The sequence below is a fragment of the Pseudomonas sp. 30_B genome (assembly GCF_017491605.1).
In the GTDB taxonomy this organism is placed as follows: domain Bacteria; phylum Pseudomonadota; class Gammaproteobacteria; order Pseudomonadales; family Pseudomonadaceae; genus Pseudomonas.
In genome coordinates, this window is record NZ_JAFGYY010000012.1 from 1 (window position 1) to 25,113 (window position 25,113).

Sequence of the window (25,113 nt, forward strand, 5' to 3'; positions counted from 1 at the left end):
AGTTGAGCTTCTTCTCGATCTCTTCGTTGGACTTGGCCAGGATCAGGCCGCCACGCGGACCGCGCAGGGTCTTGTGGGTGGTGGTGGTGACCACGTCGGCGTAGGGCAGCGGGTTCGGGTACAGGCCCGCGGCGACCAGGCCGGCGACGTGGGCCATGTCAACGAACAGCAGCGCACTGACCTTGTCGGCGATGGCGCGGAAGCGCGGGAAGTCGAGGGTCTTGGAGTAGGCGGAGAAGCCGGCGACGATCATCTTCGGCTTGTGCTCCACGGCCAGGCGCTCGACTTCGTCGTAGTCGATCAGGCCGGTGGCGGTGTCCAGGCCGTACTGCACGGCGTTGTACAGCTTGCCGGAGGAGGAGACCTTGGCGCCGTGGGTCAGGTGGCCGCCGTGGGCCAGGCTCATGCCGAGGATGGTGTCGCCCGCGTTGAGCAGGGCCAGGTAGACGGCGGCGTTGGCGGAGGAGCCGGAGTGCGGCTGGACGTTGGCGTAGTCGGCGCCGAACAGTTGCTTGGCGCGGTCGATGGCCAGCTGCTCGACTTTATCCACGTGCTCGCAGCCACCGTAGTAGCGCTTGCCCGGATAGCCTTCGGCGTACTTGTTGGTCAGCCCGCTGCCCTGGGCCTGCATGACGCGCTTGCTGGTGTAGTTCTCCGAGGCGATCAGCTCGAGGTGGTCTTCCTGGCGGGCCTCCTCGGCGTCCATCGCCGCGAGCAGTTCGTCGTCGTAACCCTGGATCTGGTCGTGCTTGCTGAACATGGATGAATCCTCACGAATGTCGGGTGGGGCGCGGCCCGGCAGAGGCCGGGCCGCGCCAGCGGCTTCAGGCTTCCTGGTAGCTTTCCAGCGACGGGCAGGCGCAGATCAGGTTGCGGTCGCCATGCACGTTGTCGACGCGGCCCACCGGCGGCCAGTACTTGCCGTCGATCAGGCCGGCGACCGGGAACACGGCCAGTTCGCGGCTGTACGGATGCGTCCATTCGCCGACCAGCTCCGCCGCGGTGTGCGGGGCGTTCTTCAGCGGGTTGTCCTCGGCGTGCAGCTCGCCGCGTTCCACCGCGCGGATTTCCTCGCGGATGCGGATCATGGCGTCGCAGAAACGGTCCAGCTCTTCCTTGGATTCGCTCTCGGTCGGCTCGACCATCAGCGTGCCGGCCACCGGGAAGGACATGGTCGGGGCGTGGAAGCCGTAGTCGATCAGGCGCTTGGCCACGTCGTCGACGCTGATCCCGCTGCTGTCCTTGAGCGGACGCAGGTCGAGGATGCACTCGTGGGCGACCAGGCCGTTGCCGCCGCTGTAGAGGATCGGGTAGTGCTCTTCCAGGCGGCGGGCCACGTAGTTGGCGTTGAGGATCGCCAGCTGTGAGGCACGGCGCAGGCCGGCGCCGCCCATCATGCGGATGTACATCCAGGTGATCGGCAGGATGCTGGCGCTGCCGAAGGGCGCCGCGCTCACCGCACCGACCTTGCGCTCCAGCTGCTCGCCGTGGCCCGGCAGGAAGGGCGCCAGGTGCGCCTTCACGCCGATCGGGCCGACGCCCGGACCGCCGCCGCCGTGGGGGATGCAGAAGGTCTTGTGCAGGTTCAGGTGGGAGACGTCGCCGCCGAACCGGCCCGGCGCGCAGAGGCCGACCATGGCGTTCATGTTGGCGCCATCGATGTACACCTGGCCGCCGTTGTCGTGGACGATGGCGCAGATTTCGCGGATGCCTTCCTCGAACACACCGTGGGTCGAGGGGTAGGTGATCATCAGCGCGGCCAGGCGCTCACGGTGCTCCTCGGCCTTGGCGCGCAGGTCGGCGATGTCGACGTTGCCCTTGGCGTCGCAGGCGCTGACCACCACGCGCATGCCGGCCATCTGTGCGGTGGCCGGGTTGGTGCCGTGGGCGGACGAGGGGATCAGGCAGACGTCGCGGTGACCTTCGCCACGGCTGGCGTGGTAGGCGCGGATCGCCAACAGACCGGCGTACTCGCCCTGGGAGCCGGCGTTGGGCTGCAGCGACACGGCGTCATAGCCGGTGGCGGCGCAGAGCATGGCCTGCAGCTCGTCGGTCAGCTCGCGGTAGCCCGCGGCCTGCTCGGCGGGGGCGAAGGGGTGCAGGTTGCCGAACTCCGCCCAGGTGACCGGGATCATCTCGCTGGCGGCGTTCAGCTTCATGGTGCAGGAGCCCAGCGGGATCATGCTGCGGTCCAGCGCCAGGTCCTTGTCCGCCAGTTTGCGCAGGTAGCGCATCAGCTCGGTTTCCGAGTGGTAGCGGTTGAACACCGGATGTTCGAGGAAGGCCGACTGGCGCAGCAGCGCGGCCGGCAGGCGGCTGGCGGCGGAGGCGGCGAGGGCGGTGAAGTCCGGCGCGGCCTGGCCGTTGGCGAACAGCGCCCAGAGTTGCTCGACATCCGCCGGGGTGCTGGTTTCGTCGAGGGCAATGCCGACGCGCTGGGCATCGACGCGGCGCAGGTTGATCCGCGCGGCCTTCGCCCGCTCATGGGCGGCAGCGACCTGGTCGGCCTGGCCGAGGTTCAGGGTCAGGCTGTCGAAGAAGCTGTCCTGCTCGACGCTGACGCCCAGCTTGGCCAGGCCCAGGGCGAGCACGGCGGTCAGCTGGTGGATGCGCTGGGCGATCTTCTTCAGGCCCTTGGGGCCGTGGTAGACGGCATACATGCTGGCGATGTTGGCCAGCAGTACCTGGGCGGTGCAGATGTTGCTGGTGGCCTTCTCGCGGCGGATGTGCTGCTCGCGGGTCTGCATGGCGAGGCGCAGGGCGCGGTTGCCGAAGCGGTCGATGGAGACGCCGACCAGGCGGCCGGGCATGTCGCGCTTGAACGCATCGCGGGTAGCGAAGTAGGCCGCGTGCGGGCCGCCGAAGCCCAGCGGCACGCCGAAGCGCTGGGCGCTGCCGAGCACCACGTCGGCGCCGAATTCTCCCGGCGGGGTGAGCAGGGTCAGGGCCAGCAGGTCGGCGGCTACCGCCACCAGGGCGCCGGTGGCATGGAAGCCGGCGATGGGCGCGCGGCAGTCGAGCACGTCGCCGTGGCTGGCCGGGTACTGCAGCAGGGCACCGAAGTAGGGGCTGAAGTCAGTCAGCGCCTGCTCGTCGCCGACCACGACTTCGATACCCAGCGGCTCGGCGCGGGTGCGCAGCACGTCGAGGGTCTGCGGGTGGCAGTGCACGGAGGCGAAGAAGGCCTGGGCCGCCTTGTTCTTCGACAGGCGTTTGCAGAAGGTCATGGCCTCGGCGGCGGCGGTCGCTTCGTCGAGCAGCGAGGCGTTGGCGATCTGCATGCCGGTCAGGTCGCTGACCAGGGTCTGGAAGTTCAGCAGGGCTTCCAGGCGGCCCTGAGAGATTTCCGGCTGGTAGGGGGTGTAGGCGGTGTACCAGGCCGGGTTTTCCAGCAGGTTGCGCAGGATCGGCGCCGGGGTGTGGCAGGGGTAGTAGCCCTGGCCGATGTGGGTCTTGAACAGCTGGTTCCTGCCGGCGATGGCCTTGATCGCGGCGAGCGCTTCGGCTTCGCTCTGGCCGGCGCCCAGCGGCAGCACGCTGCTGCCCTTGATGCTCTCGGGGATGACGCTGGCGGTCAGCGCTTCGAGGTCGGCGTAGCCGAGCAGTTCGAGCATGGCGCGGACATCGCTGTCGCGCGGGCCGATGTGGCGGGCGACGAATTCGTCCTGGGTGCCCAGGGCATTGTCATGGCTGGCCATGGTGGGTTCCTCAGGCGCTGATCAGTTGCTGGTAGGCGGCTTCGTCGAGCAGCGCGGAGAACTGGTCGGCGTCGCTGGGGCGCATGCGGAAGAACCAGCCGCCGTTCTGCGCGTCCTCGTTGACCAGCTCCGGGGAGCTTTCGAGGGTGGTGTTCACTTCGACCACCTCGCCGTCCAGCGGCATGAGGATGTTGCTGGCCGCCTTCACCGATTCCACGGTAGACACTTCGTGGCCGGCGTCGTAGGTGCCCGGCTCGGGCAGTTGCACGAAGACCACGTCGCCGAGGGCTTCCTGGGCATGGTGGGTGATGCCGACGGTGATCAGGCCATCGGCATCCAGACGCAGCCATTCGTGTTCGACGGTAAAGCGCACTTGGCTCATGGGAACTCCTCGGGGTCAGACTCGCCGCTTCTTCAGGCGGGCGATTGGGATTGGCTCGTGTCGGGTAACGAGCGGTGTCGAGGAAGTAAGAGCAAGGCGAATGCCAGTTTTATTTTTTACATATAAATCAAATAGTTATGATTTATAGAGGAGGGTTTTGGTGGTGCGTGTGTATTGAATTCGATACGCTAGCTCCGGGTCGGCTTGCGGCGGCCTGTGGTCAGGCCGCGCAGGGCTAGGCGGGGAGCTGCATGTATTGAAATGAGTACGATGTATTGAATTCGATACGACTGGCTGAAAGGCTCGTCCTTGAGCGCTTTCGCTGGCTCAGGCCTTGCCGGGGATACCGTACTTGCGCAGGCGGGTGGCGATGGCGCTGTGGGAGGTGTTCAGGCGTGCGGCCAGTTGCCGGGTGGAGGGGTAGCTGCCGTAGAGGCGGCTGAGCAGGTCCTTTTCGAAACCTTCGACGGCCTCTTCCAGGCTGCCGATCTCGCCGCTGGCCAGGGGCGCCACGGCGGTGGCGATGTCCAGGTCGTGGATTTCCACCAGCGTGCCCTCGCACACGGCGGCGGCGCGGAAAATCACGTTCTGCAATTGGCGTACGTTTCCCGGCCAGCGGTTGCCGAGCAGCGCGGGGAAGGCGCTGGCGGCCAGCCGGCAGGGCGGGCGCTGGATCTGCGTGCAGGCGTGCTGCATGAAGTGCCGAGCCAGTTGCAGGATGTCCTGGCCGCGTTCGCGCAGCGGCGGCACTTCCAGATTGAGCACGTTGAGGCGGTAGAACAGGTCTTCGCGGAAGCTGCCTTCGCCGACCATCTTCTCCAGGTCGCGGTGGGTGGCGCTGAGGATGCGCACGTCGACCTTCACCTCGCGGTCGCCGCCGATGCGGCGGAAGCAGCCGTCGCTGAGGAAGCGCAGCAGCTTGGCCTGCAGGTAGGGCGACATTTCGCCGATCTCGTCGAGGAACACCGTGCCCTGGTGGGCCAGCTCCAGCAGGCCCGGCTTGCCGCCGCGCTGGGCGCCGGTGAAGGAGCCGGGGGCGTAGCCGAACAGCTCGCTCTCGGCGAGGCTTTCCGGCAGCGCCGCGCAGTTCAGCGCGAGGAAGGGTTGGGCGCTGCGCGCGCTGGCGGCGTGGCAGGCGCGGGCCACCAGTTCCTTGCCGGTGCCGGTTTCGCCATGGATCAGCAGCGGCGCGTCGAGCGCCGCCACGCGCATGGCGCGGGCCTTGAGCGCGCGCACCGGCTGCGAGTCGCCGATCAGCGCGTCGAAGCCTTCGGCGTGGTCGTGGTGCAGCGCGGCCAGGCGGCCGCCGATGCGGTTCGGCGGGTAGAGGGTGAGCAGGGCGCCGGTGAGGTTGTCGTTCTCGTGGATCGGCGTGGCGTCGAGCAGCAGCGCCTGGCCGCGCAGGGTGACTTCGCCCAGCGGCACGCGGAAGCCCTGTTCCACCAGGGTGGCGGCCAGCGCCGGGTCGTCGAACAGTTCGGACAGCAGGCGGCCCTCCGGCGGCTGCTCGCAGAACTGCAGCAGCGCCGGGTTGGCGAGCAGCACGCGGCCTTCGGTATCGACCGCCAGCACCGGGTCGCTCATCGCCGCCAGCAGGGCATCCAGCTGCAGGCTGCGGCGCTGGCCGGGGAGGATGTCGACCACGGTTACCGCTTCCACCCCGCGCACCTGCAGCAGCGCGCCGCGCAGCTCGTCGAGCACGGTGAAGCTCAGCGCCGGGGCGTCGATGTAGACGTTCGGCGGCACCATCTCCACGGCATCGAGGTTGAGGTTGCGGCCGACCAGCAGCGCCAGGACTTCCTGGGTGATGCCGACGCGGTCGATGAAGCTGACGTGGATGCGCATGGAGAGGCTCTACGGAAAGTGTGCGTTCAGTATCTTCGGGTCAGCGCGCGCAGGCCGCCAGGTCTTCGAGGAAAGCGCGCAGGATCGGCGGCGGCGCCGCGCCACGGCGGGTGATGGCGTCGAAGGGCGACATCAGGTTCAGCGCGCTGGCGCCCAGGCGGCGCATCTCGCCGGTCTTCACCCATTGCTCGGCGAAGTGTGCCGGAAGGAAGCCGATGTAGGCACCCGAAATGATCAGGATCGCCGCCGCCTCGATGTTCTCCACGGTGGCCGCCGCCTTGCTCACGCCCAGTTGTTCCAGGTCGTACTGCTGCATGTAGCCGCGCGCGACGATGCGGCTGCTGCGAACCTCTTCGAGCAGGCGGCCGTTCTGCGCCTGGCTGGCGAACAGCGGATGGCGGCGACCGCAGTACAGGCCCAGGGCCTCGTTGTACAGCGGGTGGTAGGAGAGCCCGGCGACGCGCAGCGGGAAGTGCCCGATGGCCAGGTGCAGGCGGCCGTCCAGCACGCGCTCTTCCAGCTCGGCCGGCGCGCCGATGTAGACGTTCAGGTGGGCGTCGTGGCCGCGCGAGACGAAGCGCTGGGTGGTGCGCGGCAGCGGCGAGTCGGGGTCGGTCAGGGTCGAGTCGATGATGCCCAGGTTGAGCTGGCCGCTGATGTGCTGCTTGAGCACGTCGGTGTCCATGCAGAAGCTCTCCACCGCCGACAGCAGGCGCTGGGTGGCCTCGTGGATGGCGACGCCCTGTTCGGTGAGGCGGAAGCCGCTGCGCCCGCGCTGGCAGAGCTTGACCCCCAGGCGCGTTTCCAGGTGCGTCATCTGTTCGCTGATGGTCGACTGGCCGGTATTGAGCGCGGCCTGGGCGGCGGAAAAACCGCCGCAGCGGACGATGGTGGCGAACACCCTGAGGAGTTTCAGATCGACGTCGTGCAGCTGGATCACCGGTGTCTCCTGTCCGACTGGTCACATCGCCTGGGCTGATATGAGCGCGGGATCGTCTTGTTTTTCCCAAGGTAAACCGGCGGCGCCGGGAATCGCAACGGCGGGGGCGTTGCAAAAGTGCCTGGCCGGATCGTGCAGCGCCCGCTATTCGCAGGCCTTGGCACCCTGGGTAATCGCTGAAAGGCGCGTTCCAGACACCTGCGCGGGCGCGCGAAAGCTAGAGAAGGGCAGCGGCGGATACTTCGGCAGAGCCGATGTGAGTATCTGAACTTGCGCATTTTTCTGTTGCTTACCTGCGCCCATAGTCGGTCCAAGGGCGCTCCCCGCCGCCCCACCTCCTCAACAGAACAAGAAATGGAGAAGCACGACCATGGCAAAGCACGGTTACGAGTCCGGCCGCCTGAACCTGCCCTTCGTCGGGCACTGCACTTTCGCCAAGTCGCCCATCTGCACCGATTGGAACGCCATCGATGCCGACGTGGCCATCCTCGGCGCGCCAAACGACATGGGCACCCAGTGGCGCTCCGGCGCGCGCTTCGGACCGCGCGGTATCCGCGAGGCATCCACGCTGTTCTCCTTCGGCCACGCCGGCGCCTATGACCACGAAGACGACGCCACCTACCTGACCGAAGACCAGGTGCGCATGGTGGACGTGGGCGATGCCGACATCGTACACACCGACATGGAAACCAGTAACGCCAACATCGAATCCGCCGTGCGCCAGATCCTCGCGTCCGGCGCCATGCCGGTAGTGCTGGGCGGCGACCATTCGATCCACGCGCCGGTGATCAAGGCCTTCGAAGGACGCGGGCCGATCCATATCGTGCACTTCGATGCGCACCTGGACTTCGTCGACGAGCGCCACGGCGTGCGCTACGGCCACGGCAACCCGCTGCGCCGCGCTTCGGAAATGGACCACATCGTCGGTATGACCCAGATGGGCATCCGCAACGTGTCCTCGTCCAACCGCGCCGACTACGACGCCGCCCGCGAGTCCGGCTCGCAGATCCTCTCGGTGCGCGACGTGCGCCGCCTGGGCTGCGACGCAGTGGTCGACATGATCCCGCAGGACCGCAACTACTACATCACCATCGACATCGACGGCTTCGACCCGTCCATCGCCCCCGGCACCGGCACCCCCAGCCACGGCGGCTTCCAGTACTACGAGGTGCTGGAAATCATCCAGGCGCTGGCCAAGCGCAGCCACGGCCGCATCGTCGGCATGGACCTGGTGGAAGTCGCGCCGGCCTATGACCCCGCCGGCGTCACCTCGATCCTCGCCGCGCAGCTGTTGATGAACAGCATCGGCTTCATCTTCCACGCCCGCGCTCGCGCCCGCTGAGCCCGGCAACCGTCATGCAAGCGGCGGGCGCCGACGCCCGCCCCATTACGAGGACATGAGAGTGGACACCAAGGTCAAAGACTACCTGCAGCGCTTCGGCATTTCCGAAGCCACCCAGCGCTTCCTGTCGAAGGCGCAGAAGATGTTCATCGGCGGTGAGTGGCTGGATGCCAGCGACGGCGCCACGGCGGAGGTCATCGAGCCTTCCACCGAGGCCGCGCTGACCCGTATCCCCATGGGCACCGCCGCCGACCTGGACCGCGCCGTGCAGGCCGCCCGCGCGCAATTCGACGGCGGCGCCTGGAGTCAGCTCAAGCCGCTGGAGCGCGAGCGCCTGCTGCATCGCCTGGCCGACCTGATCGAAGCCAACGGCGACGAGCTGGCCGAGATCGAATCGGTCGACATGGGCAAGTCCGTCGCCCAGGCGCGGGCCGTGGACATCCAGGGCACCATCGACACCTTCCGCTACTTCGCCGGCTGGGCGAGCAAGATCCACGGCCGCACCGTCGAACCGTCGCTGCCCGGCAACTATGTGGCTTACACCCGCAAGGAGCCGGTGGGCGTGGTCGGCGTCATCGTGCCGTGGAACTTCCCGCTGCAGACCATGGCCTGGAAACTCGGCGCCGCGCTGGCAGTGGGCTGCACCGTGGTGGTCAAGCCGGCCGAGCTGACCTCGCTGTCGGCACTGCGCTTCGCCGAGCTGGTGCAGGAAGCCGGGATTCCCGACGGCGTGGTGAACATCGTCAGCGGTCGCGGCAGCGTGGTCGGCGCGGCGATGGCCGAGCATCCGGGCATCGACAAGCTGAGCTTCACCGGCTCCACCCCGGTCGGCTGCAACGTCGGCAAGGCCGCCATGGACCAGATGAAGCGCCTGACCCTGGAACTGGGCGGCAAGTCGCCGGTGATCGTCTTCGCCGATGCGGACATCAAGGCAGCCGCCCAGGCGGTGGCCAACGGCGTGTTCTTCAACTCCGGGCAGGTCTGCGACGCCGGCACCCGTGCCTACGTGCACCGCAGCATCTACGCCGAGTTCCTCCGCGAGCTGGCCGAGTACACCGCCAGCCTGAAGATGGCGCCGGGCCTGGACGCCGACTGCTTCATCAGCCCGCTGGTGTCGAAGCAGCAGCAGGAGCGCGTGCTGGCCTACATCCAGACCGGCAAGGAGGAGGGCGCCGAGCTGGTTTACGGCGGCCAGCCGGTGGAAGGCCCCGGCTTCTTCGTGCAGCCGGCGATCTTCGCCAACTGCCGCAACGACATGCGCATAGTCCAGGAGGAAATCTTCGGCCCGGTGCTGGTCACCGCGCTCTTCGACGACGAGGAGGAAGCCCTGGCGCTGGCCAACGACTCCTGCTTCGGCCTGGCGGCGGCGCTGTATTCCAACGACCTCGGCCGGGTGCATGGGCTGATCCCGCGCCTGCGTGCCGGCACCGTCTACGTCAATGCCCACAGCACCCTCGATCCCTCGATGCCCTTCGGCGGCTACAAGCAGTCCGGCTACGGCAAGGATATGGGAGCGGAGCAGCTGGAGTACCTGCTGGAAACCAAGGCGGTGTGGATCACATTGCCCTGATCGGGCCGCCTGGCCAATCGCCATATCGTTGATGCATGAGGCGCTGTACCTGGAGCCCGCGTCGTAACAGACTCGAATTCAGGTGCGGTGCCTGCTGGTGAGACTCCATACAAGAACAATCCGGAGAGAACCATGAAAGCAGATTCGCAGACCGCCCCCCTTTCCGAAGGAGCGCGCGGCTTGGAAATAGAAGGGCACTCCATCGATTTCATCGAGGAGCACGAGCGCACCGACAAACTGTCGACCCAGGGCCCGTTCTGGTTCGTCGGCAACTTCACCTTCTTCACCATGACCATCGGCTTCGTCGGCCCCAGCGTTGGCCTCAACGCCCTGTGGACGATGATCGCCGGCACCCTCGGCATCATGTTCGGCACCCTGTTCATGGCCTTCCACGGCTCCCAGGGCCCGCACCTGGGGCTGCCGCAGATGATCCAGTCGCGCGCGCAGTTCGGCTATCGCGGGGTCATCCTGGTGCTGTTCGCCACGTTGTTCGTCTTCGCCGGCTTCAACATCGTCAACCTGGTGCTGATGATGCAGGGGCTGCATACGCTGTTCCAATGGGGACCGATGCAGGTGGCCCTGGCGGTCACGGTGCCGGCGACCCTGCTGGCGATCCTCGGCCACGACTGGATGCACCGCACCTTCAAGTGGTCGCTGTTCCTCTCGCTGCCGCTCTACGGCTTGCTCTCGCTCGCGGTGCTGATGGGCTGGGTGCACTCCGCGCCCGCTGCCGCCGGCAGCACCGAGACTGTCGCCCTGGGCTTCACCTGGGTCGGCTTCGTCGCCCAGTTCGCCGCTGGCGCCAGCTACAACATCGCCTATGCGCCCTACGTCTCGGACTACTCGCGCTACCTGCCGAAGAACACCTCCAGCGGCAAGCTGATCCTCGCCGTGTTCCTCGGGGCCTCGCTGTCCGGCGCCTGGATGATCGCCGTCGGCGGCTGGCTGGCCGAGCACCTGCACACCACCGACGTACTGGTCGCGCTCAACGCCGTGGGCGCGGGCTTCGCGCCGCAGCTGGGCACTTTGATGGTGGCGCTGACCATCCTGGCGTTCCTGCCGGTGATCGCGATGAACATCTACAGCGCCAAGCTCACCACCCTCACCGGCGTCGACTCGTTCAGGAAGATCAAGCCGACGCCCCGCGTGCGCATCTGGGCGATCCTCTTCGTAGTGCTGCTGCAACTGGGCATGGCCATCGCCATCAACGCCTCGGGCTCGGGCCTGTCGGTGCTCAACATGTACCTGGTGGTAATGCTGTACTTCCTGGTGCCCTGGACCGCCGTCAACCTCACCGACTACTTCTTTGTGCGCAAGGGCCGTTACGCCATCCCGCACTTCTTCATGCCGCAGGACAACATCTACGGCCACTGGGGCAGCCGCGGACTGATCGCCTACCTGATCGGCTTCGTGGTGATGATCCCGTTCTTCACCATCTACAACGGCGCGGACGAAATCTTCGTCGGCCCCCTGGCGCGGATGATCGGCGGCGTCGACATGGCCTGGCTGGTCGGGCTGATCGTCTCCGGCATCGCCTACTACCTGCTGTGCCTGTCGCTGGACCTCGATAAGGAGGAACAGCTGATTCGCCAGATCGAAAGCGCCACGCCGCATTTCTCCACCGGCAAGGCCTGGTAACCGAACGGCGCGGCCCCCCGCGCCCAGCGAGATCCGAAATGACTAACAAATACGATTACATCATCATTGGTGCGGGTTCGGCCGGCTGCGTCCTGGCCAATCGCCTGAGCGAAGACCCGCGTACCTCGGTCCTGGTCCTGGAATTCGGCGGCAGCGACCGCAGCGTGATCATCCAGATGCCCAGCGCCTTCTCCATCCCGATGAACACCAAAAAATACAACTGGCGCTACGAAACCGCCGCCGAGAAGCACCTCGACAACCGCCGCCTGCATTGCCCGCGCGGCAAGGTGCTGGGCGGCTCCTCGTCGATCAACGGGCTGGTCTACATCCGTGGCCACGCCTACGACTTCGACGAGTGGGAATCCCTGGGCGCCAAGGGCTGGGGCTATCGCAACTGCCTGCCGTACTTCAAGCGCGCCGAGGGCTACAAGTTCGGCGGCGACGATTACCGTGGCGCCGAAGGGCCGCTGTCCACCAACAACGGCAACAACATGCAGAACCCGCTGTACGGCGCCTGGGTCGAGGCGGGCGCCGAGGCCGGTTACATCAAGACCGACGACTGCAACGGCTACATGCAGGAAGGCTTCGGCGCCATGCACATGACGGTGAAGAACGGCGTGCGCTGGTCCACCGCCAACGCCTACCTGCGCCCGGCCATGGAGCGGCCGAACCTCACCGTGGTGACCCACGCCATGAGCCGCCGCATCCTTCTCGAAGGCAAGCGCGCCATCGGCGTGGAATACGACCAGGGCGGCAAGACCCACACCGTCTACTGCAACCGCGAAGTGCTGGTCAGCTCCGGCCCGATCGGCTCGCCGCACCTGCTGCAGCGTTCCGGCATCGGTCCGGCGGCGGTGCTGCGCAAGGCCGGCATCGAGGTGCTGCACGACCTTCCGGGCGTCGGCGAGAGCCTGCAGGACCACTCGGAAATCTACATCCAGTACGCCTGCAAGGAGCCGGTCACCCTCAACGGCAAGATGAGCCTGCTGGGCAAGGCGCTGATCGGCCTGCGCTGGCTGCTGTTCAAGGACGGCCTGGGTGCGAGCAACCACTTCGAGGCCGGCGGTTTCATCCGCTCCTCCAAGGGCCTGCGCTGGCCGGACATCCAGTTCCACTTCCTGCCCGCGGCCATGCGCTACGACGGCGACAAGCCGTTCAAGGGCCACGGCTTCATGATTCTCACCGGGCCGAACAAACCCAAGAGCCGGGGCTACGTGCGCGCCGTCTCGGCCGACCCGTACCAGCACCCGGAAATCCGCTTCAACTACCTGGAGAGCGAGGAGGACCGCGAGGGCTTCCGCCGCTGCGTGCGCCTGACCCGCGAGATCATCGGCCAGCCAGCCATGGACCGCTTCCGTGGCGAGGAACTGGCGCCCGGCCCGCAGGTGCAGACCGACGAGGAAATCGATGCCTTCGTCCGCGCCAACATGGAAAGCACCATGCACCCCTGCGGCTCCTGCCGCATGGGCGAGGACGAACTGGCGGTGGTCGATTCCGAGCTGCGCGTGTGCGGCCTCCAGGGCCTGCGGGTGATCGACTCGTCGGTGTTCCCCACCGAGCCCAACGGCAACCTCAACGCGCCGACCATCATGCTCGCCGAACGCGCCTCCGACCTGGTGCGCGGCCGCGAGATGCTGGCACCGGCGAACGTGCCGGTGGGCGTGGTGGAGGACTGGGAGGAGCAGCAGCGGAGCAGGGCGCCGGTGCGCCAGGTCAGGGCCTGATCGTTGACGGAGGGCGACGCCGGCCGCTGGGGCTGGCGTCGTGTTTGAGGGGCTCAGCCATTGAGGGCCGTGGGGCGATTGCGGGTATGCGCGAATGGCTGTTTTCGACTCATAGCTGCCCCTCTGTAAAGGGCAGCTACTGGCCGGCTTCTGCCGGTCGCGACGGGCAGATTTCAGCCTGAAGGAGTCCAGGTTGTGCGGCTAGACTTACTGATTGCAGTTGAGGTTGGCATCCGCCTCGTGTGACTCAGCGTAGGCGTTGAGGGAAAACCCTCATTGTCTGAGGGTGTTGCGCCTCCTTAGCATTGCTCCAGGTAATCGACCCGATCGATGGAGAAAAACCATGGCTACCGTACAGACCGACGACAAGCGTCCGACCCCTGACCCGGCCGAGGACAATGCCTTCTTCCCTTCGCCGTACTCGCTCAGCCAGTTCACGTCACCCAAATCCGACCTCAGCGGTGCCGACTATCCGAACCCCTATCGCGGCGGGCGTTGGAAGGTCCTGATGATCGGGGCCGATGAGCGCTATTTGCTGACGGACAACGGCACCATGTTTTCGACAGGAAACCACCCCGTAGAGACATTGCTGCCCATGTACCACGTGGATAAGGCCGGGTTTGCCTTCGACATCGCGACCCTGTCCGGAAACCCGGTCAAATTCGAGTTCTGGGCCATGCCCTCCGAAGACGCCGAGGTGAAAGGGCAGTACGCCAAGTATCGCGATCAGTTCAAGACCCCGCTCAAGCTGGCTGATGTGATCGAGCAGAAGCTGGGAGAAGACTCCGACTATATCGGCGTGTTCATTCCGGGCGGGCACGGGGCCTTGATCGGTCTGCCCGAGAGCGAAGACGTGAAGAAGGTCCTTCAGTGGGCTGCGGACAACGACAAGTTCGTGATCTCCCTTTGTCATGGCCCCGCAGCTCTGCTCGCAGCAGGCATCGGTGAAAGCCGGGACACCTGCATCTACAACGGCTACAAGATCTGCGCGTTCCCCGATGATCTTGACGCGAAGACCCCTGACATCGGTTACATGCCCGGCCATCTGACCTGGCGGTTCGGCGAAGAACTGAAGGCGTTGGGGCTGGAGATCATCAACAAGGACATCTCCGGTGCAACCCACCAGGACCGGAAGCTGCTCACCGGTGACAGCCCGCTTGCGGGCAACGCGCTGGGCAAGCTGGCGGCCGCCGCGTTGCTGAAGGAGGTTGCAGCGGGGTGACTCAGAACGTGGCCGAGGCGGCATTTCGAACCGTCCTTGCGATCGAGAGTGCGCAAACGCTTTCGGTGATCCGGGAAGCGATCCGCGCCTTTGCCATGCCCTTTGGTTACGACCGCTTTGTCCTGTTTTCCGCCACATCTGCACGGGACGAAGTGGTCGAACGAATCTACTGGGTGGAGGGTAACTGGTTCGATGACCAGGCTACGGTCGACGCACAGACCTATGTCCGACGCTGTCCGGTGACCCGCCATATCCTGGAGTCCCGTGAGCCCTTTTACTGGAGCAAGGTGAAAGGCAATGGCGGCGAGCTTTACCGGGTGGTATGCACGCCAACGGGCCCCGGCGTTCATGGGGTGCAAATACCCGTATTCGGTCCGCTTGGGCTTGAAGGCGCCATGAGTCTTGGCGGGGAGCAGGTGGAATCGACTCCCCGGGTTCGCCTGGCCTTGAGCATTGTGGCCAGGGCCGCATTCTTCTCCGCCCGCCGCTTGCTCGAAGCGCCGGTAGGCGAGGTGTACAGGAAGCTTTCCGAGCGTGAGCGCGAAGTTCTGGCGTGGACTGCTGCAGGAAAACGTCAGGCGGATATCGCCGCAACACTCGGTCTGTCGGAGCGTACGGTGGAAAACCATTTGCGTTCGGCGCGCCGCCGTCTTGGCGTTGCAACGACTGCCCAGGCCATCACCATTGCCATGCGCAACGGTGATCTGGAGGGCTAGAGGCCGCAGGATGAGCACGTGTGTGCTGATAACCGGAGCAGCCTGCCTTATGGCCATGGCTGCTTTTGGCCGGAAAGCTGCCCTTGCCCGGCGTTCACTTCCGACCCAAGGCGGATGTGCTGGAGTGGCGGAGCGTCAAGCCGATCGACTATGGCGCAATTGCCGCGGGGTCGCGTTCAACAGGCGGCGCAACAGGCGTCGGAGAGCCGTTGGGTCCTGATAGCCGACCTGCGCTGCAACCGCTTCGACGGAATATTGGCCGGATTCGAGAAGCGCTCGCGCCTTGTTCAGCTGCACCCGTTGGATGAGTTGCCGAGTGGAGTGCCCCGTCGCCTTGTGGACGTGGCGCGACAAGGTCCGCTCGGACATGCCGACACTCGCGGCGAGTGCCTTGACTCCCGCAAGCTCCGGCAGCGATTCCTCGATCTGCGCGGTCAGGCGCGAGATCAGGGCATTACCTTGCACCAGCACGGCGGGGATGACGAAAGGCGACTGCAGTTGCCGACGGTCGAGCAGAAGAGCCTTGCTCACCGTGTCGGCGATTTCAGGGGAAAGGCGCCGGCGTAGCAGGTGCAGCATGAGGTCGGTTTGAGCGAAGGCGGCACCCGCCGTGGTCAGTGGGGGATCGGCCAGTACCATGAAGTCCGGGTCTACGCGGCAGCCTGGTGCGAGTGTCTGCAGGTGCGGTGCCAGCCACCAGGAGGTTGTCACCCTCCGGCCTCCCAGCAGCCCGGCTGCATGCAGAAGAAAGACGGCAGAGCACGACGCGGCAACTTCCTTGCCGTTCGCGATGTGATTGCTCAGTGCAGAGAGGAGGGGAGTTGTCCACGGTTCCGCGAGGCGCCGCTCCAGCTGGCCCAGGTCACTGACGCCGATCCCCGGTATGACCCAGCAGGAGTTGTCCTCGGCGCCTTGCTCCATCGGTTCCACATCCAGCAGCAAACCATGACCCAGCGTCACCGGTCCCGGTTGCGGACCGCAAACCCGCCAGCGCGGTGTGGCCAGGCCGCGTCGCTCACCGACGTTTGCCGCGGTGGCGAGGATGTCCAGGGTGGAGGCCACGCTCGAGGCGAATGCCCCTGGTACGACCAGAATGGTGAAATCATGCATTGTCGGATTATGCCCGAAAGAGGACGGATCAGACACTTTTGCAAGAGGCGAACGCCAGGCCCAATAGCGGCCCAATCCATCGTCAAGGTTTCAGCCATGCCCAACATCCTGATCAAGGTACCCACCGGAGCTTTCAGCGAGCCGCAACGTGAGCGCCTGTTGAAACGCGTCAGCGAGGCAGCCATCGCGCATGAGCGCATAGGCAACGATCCACGGCAGCGCAATCTGTGCTGGGTGCTCATCGAGGAGGTTCGGGCTGCCGATTGGCTATGTGGCGGCGCGAATGTGCACGCTCAGGCCATCCCCTGCATCGTCATGGTCAAAGTGCCTGCCGGCGTCCTCGATGAGCAGATGCGCAAGGACTACGTGCTGGGCCTGCACCAGGCCATCGAGCAATGCGCAGAGCCGGATGATGGGCGGGTGTTGATGACGTCGATACAGCTGACGGACATCGCCGATGGCACATGGGGGGCGAACGGAAGTCTCTGGCGACTGGCCGATTTCACTCGCGCTGCCGGTTATGGGCATCTTCTCCCTGGCGCCTAGATAACATGTCAGGCCGGAGCTTGATTTCAACTGTCATGGGCACCCTGGCCGCAATGGGCTGAGTCGGTCGAATCTTCTACGTTTTTCAAGGTGACTTTTGCCGATCATCCGGCCGGGAACCATCTCCGGGGCATTGTTCGCGATGGTGACGTCTTTCGATGAGGCTGTGGTTGTGCATTCCTCGGGGGAGTCGAACAGCGCACGACTTCCCCGGCAGATATGGTCGGGGATGAGCGAACAGATCAGCCCCACCATTCTTGCGGCAGCAACGCTACCCCATTTGCAGTTCTCCTCTCCGGGTCAAGTAATTTTTTGCCGGTTAGCCTGCTGGTCGGCGTGGTACGAGGAGCGCACCAGCGGACCGGAGGCGACGTTCCTGAAGCCCATCTTCGCGCCTTCCTCGGCGAACCAGGCGAAGGTGTCCGGGTGGACGAAGCGCTGCACCGGCAGGTGGTTGCGCGAGGGTTGCAGGTACTGGCCGAGGGTCAGCATGTCGATGTCGTGCTCGCGCATGCGCTGCATGACTTCGATGACTTCCTCGTCGGTCTCGCCCAGGCCTAGCATCAGGCCGGACTTGGTCGGCACGTGGGGGACCCTCTGCTTGAACTTCTGCAGCAGGTCGAGCGACCACTCGAAGTCCGAGCCCGGACGCGAGGACTTGTACAGGCGCGGCACGGTTTCCAGGTTGTGGTTGAACACGTCCGGCGGCTCGTTGGCGGTGATTTCCAGGGCGATGTCCATGCGCCCGCGGTAGTCCGGGACCAGGGTTTCCAGCTGGATGCCGGGGGACAGCTGGCGGATCTCGCGCAGGCAGTCGGCGAAGTGCTGGGCGCCACCGTCACGCAGGTCGTCGCGGTCCACCGAGGTGATCACCACGTATTTCAGGCGCAGGTCGGCGATGGCGATGGCGAGGTTCTTCGGCTCATCGACATCCAGCGGCTTCGGCCGGCCGTGGCCGACGTCGCAGAACGGGCAGCGACGGGTGCAGATGTCGCCCATGATCATGAAGGTGGCGGTGCCGCCGGAGAAGCATTCGCCGAGGTTCGGGCAGGAGGCCTCCTCGCAGACGCTGTGCAGCCTGTGCTTGCGCAGCAGTTGCTTGATGCGGTCGACCTCGGGCGAGGCGGGGATGCGCACGCGAATCCAGTCGGGCTTCTTCGGCAGTTCGTCGGTGGGGATGATCTTCACCGGAATGCGCGCGACCTTCTCGGCACCGCGTAACTTGACTCCGGTCTGCACGCTTCTTGGCCCAAAAGCAGTGTGTCGAGGCTCCACTATCGATCTCCATCGTTCAGAACAGATCGATAGGTCTTACGCAAGAGCCGGGCCAGGTTGTGCAGGACCGTTTGGCAGGGGCGGCGGCCATCAAATGGCACTGTTGTAACACCTTACAGGTGTAAAAGACCTTTACACCGTTAAGGCTGTCGGTAAGAAAGAATACATTTTAAATCAGTGGGTTAGCTTGTGGTATCGAGTGTGCAACAGGGAGTCTGGTAGCACCGAGCTATCGAAACTCCAACAACAACAAGCGAGGCCCTCATGACCCTTGATTACAATCCGAATGGCGTTCTGCCTGGAATGCGCGGAATGCAACATATCGGTATCACAGTTCCAAACCTTTCAGAGGCCGTTGCCTTCTTCGTCGAGGTGCTTGGCTGCGAGCCATACTTCACCTTCGGCGAGTTTCGTTTTGAAGACGACTGGATGGAGCGGCACCTCAATGTGCATCCGCGAGCAGCCATTCGCGACTTCCAGATGGTTCGCTGCGGCAATGGCACCAACCTGGAGATTTTCGAGTACTCGGCGCCAGACCAGAATCGCCGGTTGCCCCGTAACAGTGATGTCGGTGGACACCATCTGGCGTTCTATGTCGACGATATGGAGGCAGCGGTCGACTACCTCAAATCTCGTGGCGTACAGATACTGGATGCCCCATCGACCTTCACCGAAGGCCCAGCCAAAGGACTGACGTGGGTGTACTTTCTGGCGCCCTGGGGGTTGCAGCTGGAACTGGTCAGCTTCCCCGATGGGATGGGCTATGAGAGCGGATTGACACGTCTTTTGTGGGATCCGCGCACGCCTGAGCACTGATTCGGCGCAATGGTCCTGGTCGGCCCCGCGTGGCGCCGGCCAGGGCACTTGAGGTCGCCGTTCAGCTGTCCAGGGTATTGGGCGCAATGATGTGATGAAGTTTCATCCAGCGATACAGGGTCGGGCGCGACATTCCCAACTCACGCGCTGCAGCGCTGACATTCCAGCGCTGCCGGCGCAAGCAATCCTCGATTGCACGCCCATGGGCGGTCCGCTGCTCCTGGCCCGGAATAGCGCTCAAGACCTGCCTTGGATTGACGCTCCGAAGGCATTCTTCGGGCAGGTCGTTTACCGTGATTTCATCCGTCTCGGCGGTGGCCAGGGCATACTGCAGCGCATTGCGTAACTCGCGAATATTGCCGGGCCAGGTGTAACCGAGGAGAGCACTCATGGCGTCGCCCCGGATTCGTGCGGGACGTTGGCGTTGATCACAGAGCTCTCTGAATATGCGTTCTATCAGGTAATTCTTGTCGGCCCGTTCGCGTAGCGCAGGCAGGCGCAAGATTGCGCCATTGAGGCGGTAGTAGAGGTCTTCGCGGAATTCGTTTTGTTCGATCATTTGCCGCAGGTCGCGGTGACTCGCCGCGATGACACGGATATCGACCTTGATCGGCTTCTCGCCGCCCAGCGGCATCACTTCCTGCTCGGCAAGCACGCGCAGCAGCCGTGTCTGCAGGTGCAGTGGCATGTCACCGATTTCATCCAGGAAGAGTGTGCCGCCATCGGCTTGCTGGATCAGTCCTCGCATACCCTTGCTGCGTGCCCCAGTGAAGGTGCCGGGCTGGTAACCGAAGAGTTCGCTTTCGATCAATGATTCGGGCATCGCCGCACAGTTGATGGCGATGAAGGGGGCTTTCCGCCTGTTGCTGCTGTCGTGCAAGGCGCGGGCAAGGCGTTCTTTGCCTGTACCGGTTTCGCCATTGAGCAGTACGTTCAGCGGCTCGCTGCACAGTCGTTTGGCACGCGCCAGCATTTTGCGCATGACAGGGTCGTCGTCGGCCAACTCGTCAAGTGGGCAGCTTTCCTGATTTGTGCGCTGGGCCTGAGGGGCAGCAGGCACCCGGCTGGGCTCCATCAAGGCGGCAAAGAACAGGGCGTTCTGTCGGTGGGTGCGGAAGGCCCGTACCTGGTCGGGACTGGCGTGAGGAATGCTGAAGATATCTTCAGGCACGCAGTCGAACAGATCCTGGATACCGATCCTGCGCGCCAGAGCCGACGGTCGCTCCGCCAACTGCAGGCCACAGTCGCCCAGCAACCCCCGGGCCGCGGTGTTGGCTGCCAGAAGACTGCCGTCCCCGGCAAGCGCCAGCAGGTACTGGCGATTGATCAGGACGAACTCGCGGGATCGGTCGAAGCAGAGGATGTGCGCTGCACGGTAGCGGCGCAGGAAGTAGGCATCTTCGATCATCCGCGCGTATTGCTTGACCAGTTGCAGGGCAAATAGCTGCGAGTCCTTGGACGGCGGCGATTTCAATGCGGAGATATCAAGCACCGCCAACAGCTGCCCCTGGGGATTGAAGATCGGGACGGCAGTACAGGTCAGCGCGACGTGGTGAGCGCTGAAATGGTCATGATGGTGGCAGGTCAGCGGCTGCTGCTCCTTGATGCAGGTTCCCACTGCACAGGTCCCGGCATGATCTTCACTCCAGTCGGCACCCAGATAAAGGCCGGTTTTGCGATGTGCCGCCTCATCCAGCGGATCACCGAGAAACTGCACGGTGATGCCCCGGCTGTCGGTGAGGAGTATGACGTAGCCGAGCTCGGCGATGTGTCGGTACAACTGCTCGACACCGGCCCGCGCCACATTGATCAGCTCGTCTGCATGGTCCTGATGCTCTCGCAATACCTGACGCGGGACGAAGCGCGGGGGCGCTGGTTTTGCCGGGTCCAGGCCGTAATCCTGAATACAGCGTTTCCAGGAGCGGGTGATGATGGATTCGTGCCCGGCACCGTCATTGGCGTAGGACAGCACGGTGTCGATATGCAGGCTGGGGGTCGAAATGTTGCTCATGCGGCCTCCCGGACTCGAGGGTGAGGCGCCCGAGATCCGTGACGATCTTGTTCTTGTTGAGCGGTTGCACAGGGAGCTGCCTGGCACAGGTGCAATCACCTTACGAGTTTAGCCCTCCGACGTCACCTGCCTGTTAGTCGAGGTCAGGCGCATCGTTCTTACACCTGTAATACCCCGAACACTTGAAGGCGAGCATCGGGCTTGCTTCTCGTGGCTGAGAAATCCTTTTGATTCATAGCCTTGAAGGATCATCCGACGGTTTGGCACGCATTCTGCGCCTCGCTACCCCGGTTCCCTCCGGGTTACTACAACAAGAAAGAGGATGCTCGATGCTGCCTTACCTGCAACGGACCGGCCTGACGGGGCCCGCGTCACTCGACAACCGAACCTGGGCCGCTGCGTGGGGCCTCGTGCTGCTAGCCAGCGGACTCTCCGTCACGTGGCCGGCCAGGGCGTCCGATCTCGATGCCAGTGATCATCTGGCCGCACCTGCCGGCACCACACCGGGCCCGCTCTATCTGCATGTGGCCGAGCGTGATCGGCTGTACCGCGCGGGGCACAGCCAACCCGGCGTGCCGGGGCTGCCTGCATTGATGACTCCAACTGAATGAGCGCCTGGAGGCTGGCAAGTGGAACCTTGGCGTCTCCTGGTTCTTCCTGCTGAAGACACAGGTCGCGGCCACCTATGGACGGGAATTCGCCGTGGAAACGGCCTTCGTGAAGCGCACAGGTTGAACATACGCCTGATGCCGGTGTTTTGAGCGGTCTGGTCGGTACGTTCTCTTGGGGCCCACGGGCCCTTTTTTTTCGGGGGTTTCTCGGGGGCAGGGGAGGCGTCCATGACGTCGGATCGACTTCCGTGCGGCTGTAAACCGATTGGAAGGATGCTTACAGGTGTAAAGCCTTCGCTTTACAGGTCCTGCCTCCATGGTATCTGGCTGTCAGGATAAATTTCTTTAAAAACAGGTTGTTATAGATATTTGTCGGCATTGGCACACAAGCTGCTCCATGGCTGTCGAGGGGCCGAAAAGGCACCCGGACGAATAACAACAACGTCGGCCGCACCTGTTCCCACCTTGCAGGCGTGCCGGCAATAGCCTGGAACTTTTGCCATGCATGATTCTGCTCCCCTGAGCGGTACCTTGAGCCGCCGACGCTTCCTCAGCCTTTCGGGTCAGTCCGCACTGATCATTGGTGCCACCGCCGTTACCGGCCAGCTCATCCCGCTCAAAGTCCTCGCCGACGACGTACTGCCCCCGTTGCCCGCCGGTCTGCTGCGCATGGGCCGCGACATCTATCCCCATGACCGCCTCGGCGATGCGCCCTACGCCAAGTCGCTGTTCGAGCTGGTTGGCAAGAAGCCGGACCTGGTTGGTGAAGGCATCAAGGCATTGCAGGTCCGCGCCCGAGCCGTGCATGGCCGAGCCTTCGAGGGCATCGCCAACGAAGACGACCGCGTCGCGTTATTGCGCGAGATCGAAACCACCCCCTTCTTCTGCGAAACCCGTAGCGCGCTGATGTTCGGTCTCTACGACAACAAGACTCTGTTCCCTCTGTTCGGCTACGAGGGGGCGTCGGCGGAGAAGGGCGGTTACATCGCGCGTGGCTTCAACGACCTCGACTGGCTCTGAGCGGCCACTCTCTTCGCGGCTCCATCCATTCCAACAATGAGGGTTAACCCCATGGCAGCGAAATTCTCCCAGGACGACAGCGACGTCGTCGTGATCATTGGCTCGGGCGCCGGTGGCGGCACCCTGGCCCACGCCCTGGCCCGGCAAGGTATCCGTAGCGTGGTGCTGGAAGCTGGCAAGCGTTACGAGATGTCCGACATCGAGAACGATGAATGGGCCATGTTCAACAAGATTTCCTGGCTCGACAAACGTATCGCCACCGGCGGTTGGGACGTGGCGCGCAACCATCCGAATCTGCCGGCGTGGATCGTCAAGGCGGTCGGCGGCAGTTCGGTGCACTGGGCCGGTGTCGCCCTGCGCTTTCGCGATTTCGAGTTCCGCATGCGCACCGAGAATGGTGATATCAAGGGCGCCAACGTGCTGGACTGGCCGATCAGTTACGAGGAGCTGGAGCCCTGGTACGTCAAGGCTGAGAAGCACATGGGGGTGACCGGTCCGAGCACCGGGATGCCGTACCACCAGTGGCACAACTCCTTCAAGGTGCTGGCCACCGGGGCCCAGCGCATCGGCTACAAGGAAATCCAGTCCGGCCCGATGGCGATCAACACCCAGCCGTACGACAACCGGCCGGGTTGCATGCAGATCGGTTTCTGCATGCAGGGCTGCCGCATTGGCGCCAAGTGGTCGACTCTCTACACCGATATTCCCCGGGCTGAGGCCACCGGCAACTGCGAGGTTCGGCCGCAGAGCATGGCGCTGCGTATCGAGCATGACGCTCGCGGCCGGGTCACCGGAGTGGTTTACGCCGATGCCCAGGGCAACCAGCAACGGCAGAAAGCCAGAGTGGTGTGTGTGGCCGGCAACTCCATCGAGTCGCCGCGCCTGCTGCTCAACTCGGAGTCCTCGCAGTTCAAGGATGGACTGGCCAACTCCTCTGGCCAGGTAGGGCGCAACTACATGTGCCATACCACCGCTGGAATCTACGCGGTTCTACCCAAGCCGGTTCACATGTACCGGGGGACCACCTGCGCCGGGATCATTTCGGACGAGTCCTACAACAACACCTCGCGCGGCTTCGTAGGCGGCTACCGCCTGGAAATCCTCTCGCTCGGCCTGCCATTCATGTCCGCCTTCCTCGACCCGACTCCACAGGGCTGGGGCCGTGCCTTCACGGCGAAGATGGAGCGCTACGACCACATGTCCGGCGTCTGGCTGTGCGGCGAGGACCTGCCCATGGAGAGCAACCGCATCACCCTCCACGGCACCGAGAAGGACCAGTACGGCCTGCCGATTCCGGTGGTGCACAAGGACGACCACGCCTTTGACAACGCCATGCGCGACCACGGCGTGGAGCAGACCCGCAAGTGTTACGAGGCGGTCGGCGCCACGGAAGTCATCCGCCTGCCGTCCTACCCGGCCAGCCACAACATGGGCACCAACCGCATGAGCGCCAAGGCCGCCGACGGTGTGGTGAACAAGTGGGGCCAGAGCCACGACATTCCCAACCTGTTCGTCTCCGACGGTAGCCAGTTCACCACCAGCGGCGGGCAGAACCCGACGCTGACCATTGTCGCCCTTGCCTTGCGCCAGGCCGAGCACATCGGCTCGCTGATCAACCAGCGTGCCCTCTGAGGAGCCGATCCCATGACCACACCCAGTAATGACCAGCGCCGCTGGATGTTCGAGCAGATGCTCGTCAGCCGCTACCTGGAAGAGTCCATCGAACGCATCTACATGGAAGGCAAGACGCCAGTCTTCAACATGGCCAATGGGCCCATCCCCGGCGAAATGCACCTGTCCAACGGCCAGGAGCCTTGCGCCGTGGGGATCTGCGCCCATCTGACGGCCGAAGACATCGTCACCGCCACCCATCGCCCGCACCACATCGCCGTGGCCAAGGGCGTCGATCTGGACGAGATGGTCGCCGAAATCTTCGGCAAGAAGACCGGCCTGTCTGGTGGCCGGGGTGGTCACATGCACCTGTTCGACGCCAGGGTGAATTTCTCCTGCTCCGGCATCATTGCCCAAGGCATGGGCCCAGCCGTGGGGGCCGCACTGTCGCGCCAGCTGCAAGGCAAGTCCGGCGTCGCCGTGGCCTATCTGGGCGAAGGCGCTGCGAACCAGGGCGCCTTCCACGAAACGCTGAACCTGGCAGCGCTGTGGAAGCTGCCGGTGGTGTTCGTCATCGAGGACAACGCTTGGGGCATCTCGGTGGCCAAGGCCGCTTCCACCGCCATCGAGCGCAATTACCTGCGTGCCGCCGCCTATGGCATGCCCGGCGTGTTCATCCCCGGCAACGACGCCGACGCCATATTCGCTGCCGCCGGTGAGGCCATCGCCCGCGCCCGCGCCGGGGAAGGGCCGACCCTGATCGAGATCGAGACCCACCGCCTGGCCGGCCACTTCATGGGCGACGGCGAAACCTACCGCCCGGCCGGCGAGAAGGAGGCGCTGTTGGCCAAGGACCCCATCCCTGCCTATCGCCAGCGCCTGCTGGAGCTGGGTGTGCTGGACGAAATCGCCGCCGCCGACATCGACGAGCGCGCCCGCAGCCGCGTCGATGCCGCCGTGCGCTTTGCCCGCGACAGCGCTTATCCGGCACCCGAAGAAGCGTTGGAAATGGTGTTCGTGTGAACGGAACTCAACC

20 protein-coding genes and 1 pseudogene are annotated in these 25,113 nt (G+C 64.6%); 13 read left to right on the forward strand and 8 right to left on the reverse strand.

What is annotated here, in order from left to right; translation table 11 throughout:
* The 5 genes from J5M67_RS14825 to J5M67_RS14845 all read right to left on the reverse strand — a co-directional run.
* Positions 1 to 760 (reverse strand): serine hydroxymethyltransferase (locus J5M67_RS14825; protein ID WP_207886097.1); only part of this gene is annotated, 760 nt, incomplete at its 3' end.
* Between the two features lie 64 nt (positions 761 to 824).
* The gene (gene gcvP / locus J5M67_RS14830; protein WP_207886098.1) at positions 825 to 3,698 is read right to left on the reverse strand and encodes an aminomethyl-transferring glycine dehydrogenase; all 2,874 of its coding nucleotides are present in this window, start codon (positions 3,696 to 3,698) and stop codon (positions 825 to 827) included.
* 10 nt (positions 3,699 to 3,708) lie between these two features.
* Complete coding sequence (gene gcvH / locus J5M67_RS14835) at positions 3,709 to 4,080, reverse strand: glycine cleavage system protein GcvH (protein ID WP_207886099.1); 372 nt, start codon at positions 4,078 to 4,080, stop codon at positions 3,709 to 3,711.
* 327 nt (positions 4,081 to 4,407) lie between these two features.
* Complete coding sequence (locus J5M67_RS14840) at positions 4,408 to 5,925, reverse strand: sigma-54-dependent transcriptional regulator (RefSeq protein WP_207886100.1); 1,518 nt, start codon at positions 5,923 to 5,925, stop codon at positions 4,408 to 4,410.
* Positions 5,926 to 5,965: 40 nt separating this feature from the next.
* A complete protein-coding gene (locus J5M67_RS14845; RefSeq protein ID WP_207886101.1) occupies positions 5,966 to 6,865 on the reverse strand; it encodes a LysR family transcriptional regulator in 900 nt (299 codons plus the stop codon).
* Positions 6,866 to 7,235: 370 nt separating this feature from the next.
* On the opposite strand from J5M67_RS14845, the gene speB reads away from it, so the two are divergent.
* The 6 genes from speB to J5M67_RS14875 all read left to right on the forward strand — a co-directional run bounded on the left by speB (position 7,236) and on the right by J5M67_RS14875 (position 15,077).
* Positions 7,236 to 8,207 carry an agmatinase gene (speB, locus tag J5M67_RS14850; RefSeq protein WP_207886102.1) on the forward strand — a complete coding sequence of 324 codons (972 nt, stop codon included), beginning with the start codon at positions 7,236 to 7,238 and terminating at the stop codon, positions 8,205 to 8,207.
* Between the two features lie 61 nt (positions 8,208 to 8,268).
* Positions 8,269 to 9,777: an aldehyde dehydrogenase family protein gene (locus J5M67_RS14855; RefSeq protein ID WP_207886103.1), complete on the forward strand. Its 1,509-nt coding sequence runs from the start codon at positions 8,269 to 8,271 to the stop codon at positions 9,775 to 9,777.
* 132 nt (positions 9,778 to 9,909) lie between these two features.
* Positions 9,910 to 11,415: a cytosine permease gene (locus tag J5M67_RS14860; protein ID WP_207886104.1), complete on the forward strand. Its 1,506-nt coding sequence runs from the start codon at positions 9,910 to 9,912 to the stop codon at positions 11,413 to 11,415.
* A gap of 38 nt (positions 11,416 to 11,453) precedes the next feature.
* Positions 11,454 to 13,139: a choline dehydrogenase gene (gene betA / locus J5M67_RS14865; protein ID WP_207886105.1), complete on the forward strand. Its 1,686-nt coding sequence runs from the start codon at positions 11,454 to 11,456 to the stop codon at positions 13,137 to 13,139.
* A gap of 343 nt (positions 13,140 to 13,482) precedes the next feature.
* On the forward strand, positions 13,483 to 14,361 hold the full coding sequence (gene hchA / locus J5M67_RS14870) for a glyoxalase III HchA (RefSeq protein WP_207886106.1): 879 nt from the start codon (positions 13,483 to 13,485) through the stop codon (positions 14,359 to 14,361).
* Entirely contained in the window at positions 14,358 to 15,077 is a 720-nt protein-coding gene (locus tag J5M67_RS14875) for a PA1136 family autoinducer-binding transcriptional regulator (RefSeq protein ID WP_207886107.1), read from the forward strand. The genes hchA and J5M67_RS14875 overlap by 4 nt, the downstream gene beginning before the upstream one ends.
* A 135-nt stretch (positions 15,078 to 15,212) precedes the next feature.
* On the opposite strand, the gene J5M67_RS14880 is transcribed toward J5M67_RS14875, so the two are convergent.
* Positions 15,213 to 16,187, reverse strand: coding sequence for a GlxA family transcriptional regulator (locus tag J5M67_RS14880; protein WP_207886108.1), 975 nt, complete (start codon positions 16,185 to 16,187; stop codon positions 15,213 to 15,215).
* Positions 16,188 to 16,283: 96 nt separating this feature from the next.
* Here J5M67_RS14880 and J5M67_RS14885 point away from each other — a divergent pair, with 96 nt between their 5' ends.
* Together J5M67_RS14885 and J5M67_RS29570 are read left to right on the forward strand one after the other, a co-directional pair.
* Positions 16,284 to 16,733 carry a tautomerase family protein gene (locus tag J5M67_RS14885; RefSeq protein ID WP_207886109.1) on the forward strand — a complete coding sequence of 150 codons (450 nt, stop codon included), beginning with the start codon at positions 16,284 to 16,286 and terminating at the stop codon, positions 16,731 to 16,733.
* 97 nt (positions 16,734 to 16,830) lie between these two features.
* Positions 16,831 to 17,007, forward strand: a pseudogene (locus tag J5M67_RS29570) (ABC transporter permease); the annotation flags it as partial.
* Between the two features lie 26 nt (positions 17,008 to 17,033).
* On the opposite strand, the gene lipA reads toward J5M67_RS29570, so the two are convergent.
* Positions 17,034 to 18,011, reverse strand: coding sequence for a lipoyl synthase (gene lipA / locus J5M67_RS14890; protein ID WP_207886252.1), 978 nt, complete (start codon positions 18,009 to 18,011; stop codon positions 17,034 to 17,036).
* A gap of 261 nt (positions 18,012 to 18,272) precedes the next feature.
* Here lipA and J5M67_RS14895 point away from each other — a divergent pair, with 261 nt between their 5' ends.
* The gene (locus J5M67_RS14895) at positions 18,273 to 18,824 is read left to right on the forward strand and encodes a VOC family protein (protein ID WP_207886110.1); all 552 of its coding nucleotides are present in this window, start codon (positions 18,273 to 18,275) and stop codon (positions 18,822 to 18,824) included.
* Positions 18,825 to 18,885: 61 nt separating this feature from the next.
* On the opposite strand, the gene J5M67_RS14900 is transcribed toward J5M67_RS14895, so the two are convergent.
* Entirely contained in the window at positions 18,886 to 20,835 is a 1,950-nt protein-coding gene (locus J5M67_RS14900) for a sigma-54-dependent Fis family transcriptional regulator (protein WP_207886111.1), read from the reverse strand.
* Positions 20,836 to 21,164: 329 nt separating this feature from the next.
* On the opposite strand from J5M67_RS14900, the gene J5M67_RS14905 reads away from it, so the two are divergent.
* The 4 genes from J5M67_RS14905 to J5M67_RS14920 all read left to right on the forward strand — a co-directional run bounded on the left by J5M67_RS14905 (position 21,165) and on the right by J5M67_RS14920 (position 25,100).
* Complete coding sequence (locus J5M67_RS14905) at positions 21,165 to 21,446, forward strand: hypothetical protein (RefSeq protein WP_207886112.1); 282 nt, start codon at positions 21,165 to 21,167, stop codon at positions 21,444 to 21,446.
* 501 nt (positions 21,447 to 21,947) lie between these two features.
* Positions 21,948 to 22,466: a transcriptional initiation protein Tat gene (locus J5M67_RS14910; protein WP_207886113.1), complete on the forward strand. Its 519-nt coding sequence runs from the start codon at positions 21,948 to 21,950 to the stop codon at positions 22,464 to 22,466.
* Between the two features lie 51 nt (positions 22,467 to 22,517).
* Positions 22,518 to 24,098: a GMC family oxidoreductase gene (locus J5M67_RS14915; RefSeq protein WP_207886114.1), complete on the forward strand. Its 1,581-nt coding sequence runs from the start codon at positions 22,518 to 22,520 to the stop codon at positions 24,096 to 24,098.
* 12 nt (positions 24,099 to 24,110) lie between these two features.
* Positions 24,111 to 25,100, forward strand: coding sequence for a thiamine pyrophosphate-dependent dehydrogenase E1 component subunit alpha (locus tag J5M67_RS14920; RefSeq protein ID WP_207886115.1), 990 nt, complete (start codon positions 24,111 to 24,113; stop codon positions 25,098 to 25,100).
* Positions 25,101 to 25,113 lie beyond the last annotated feature (13 nt).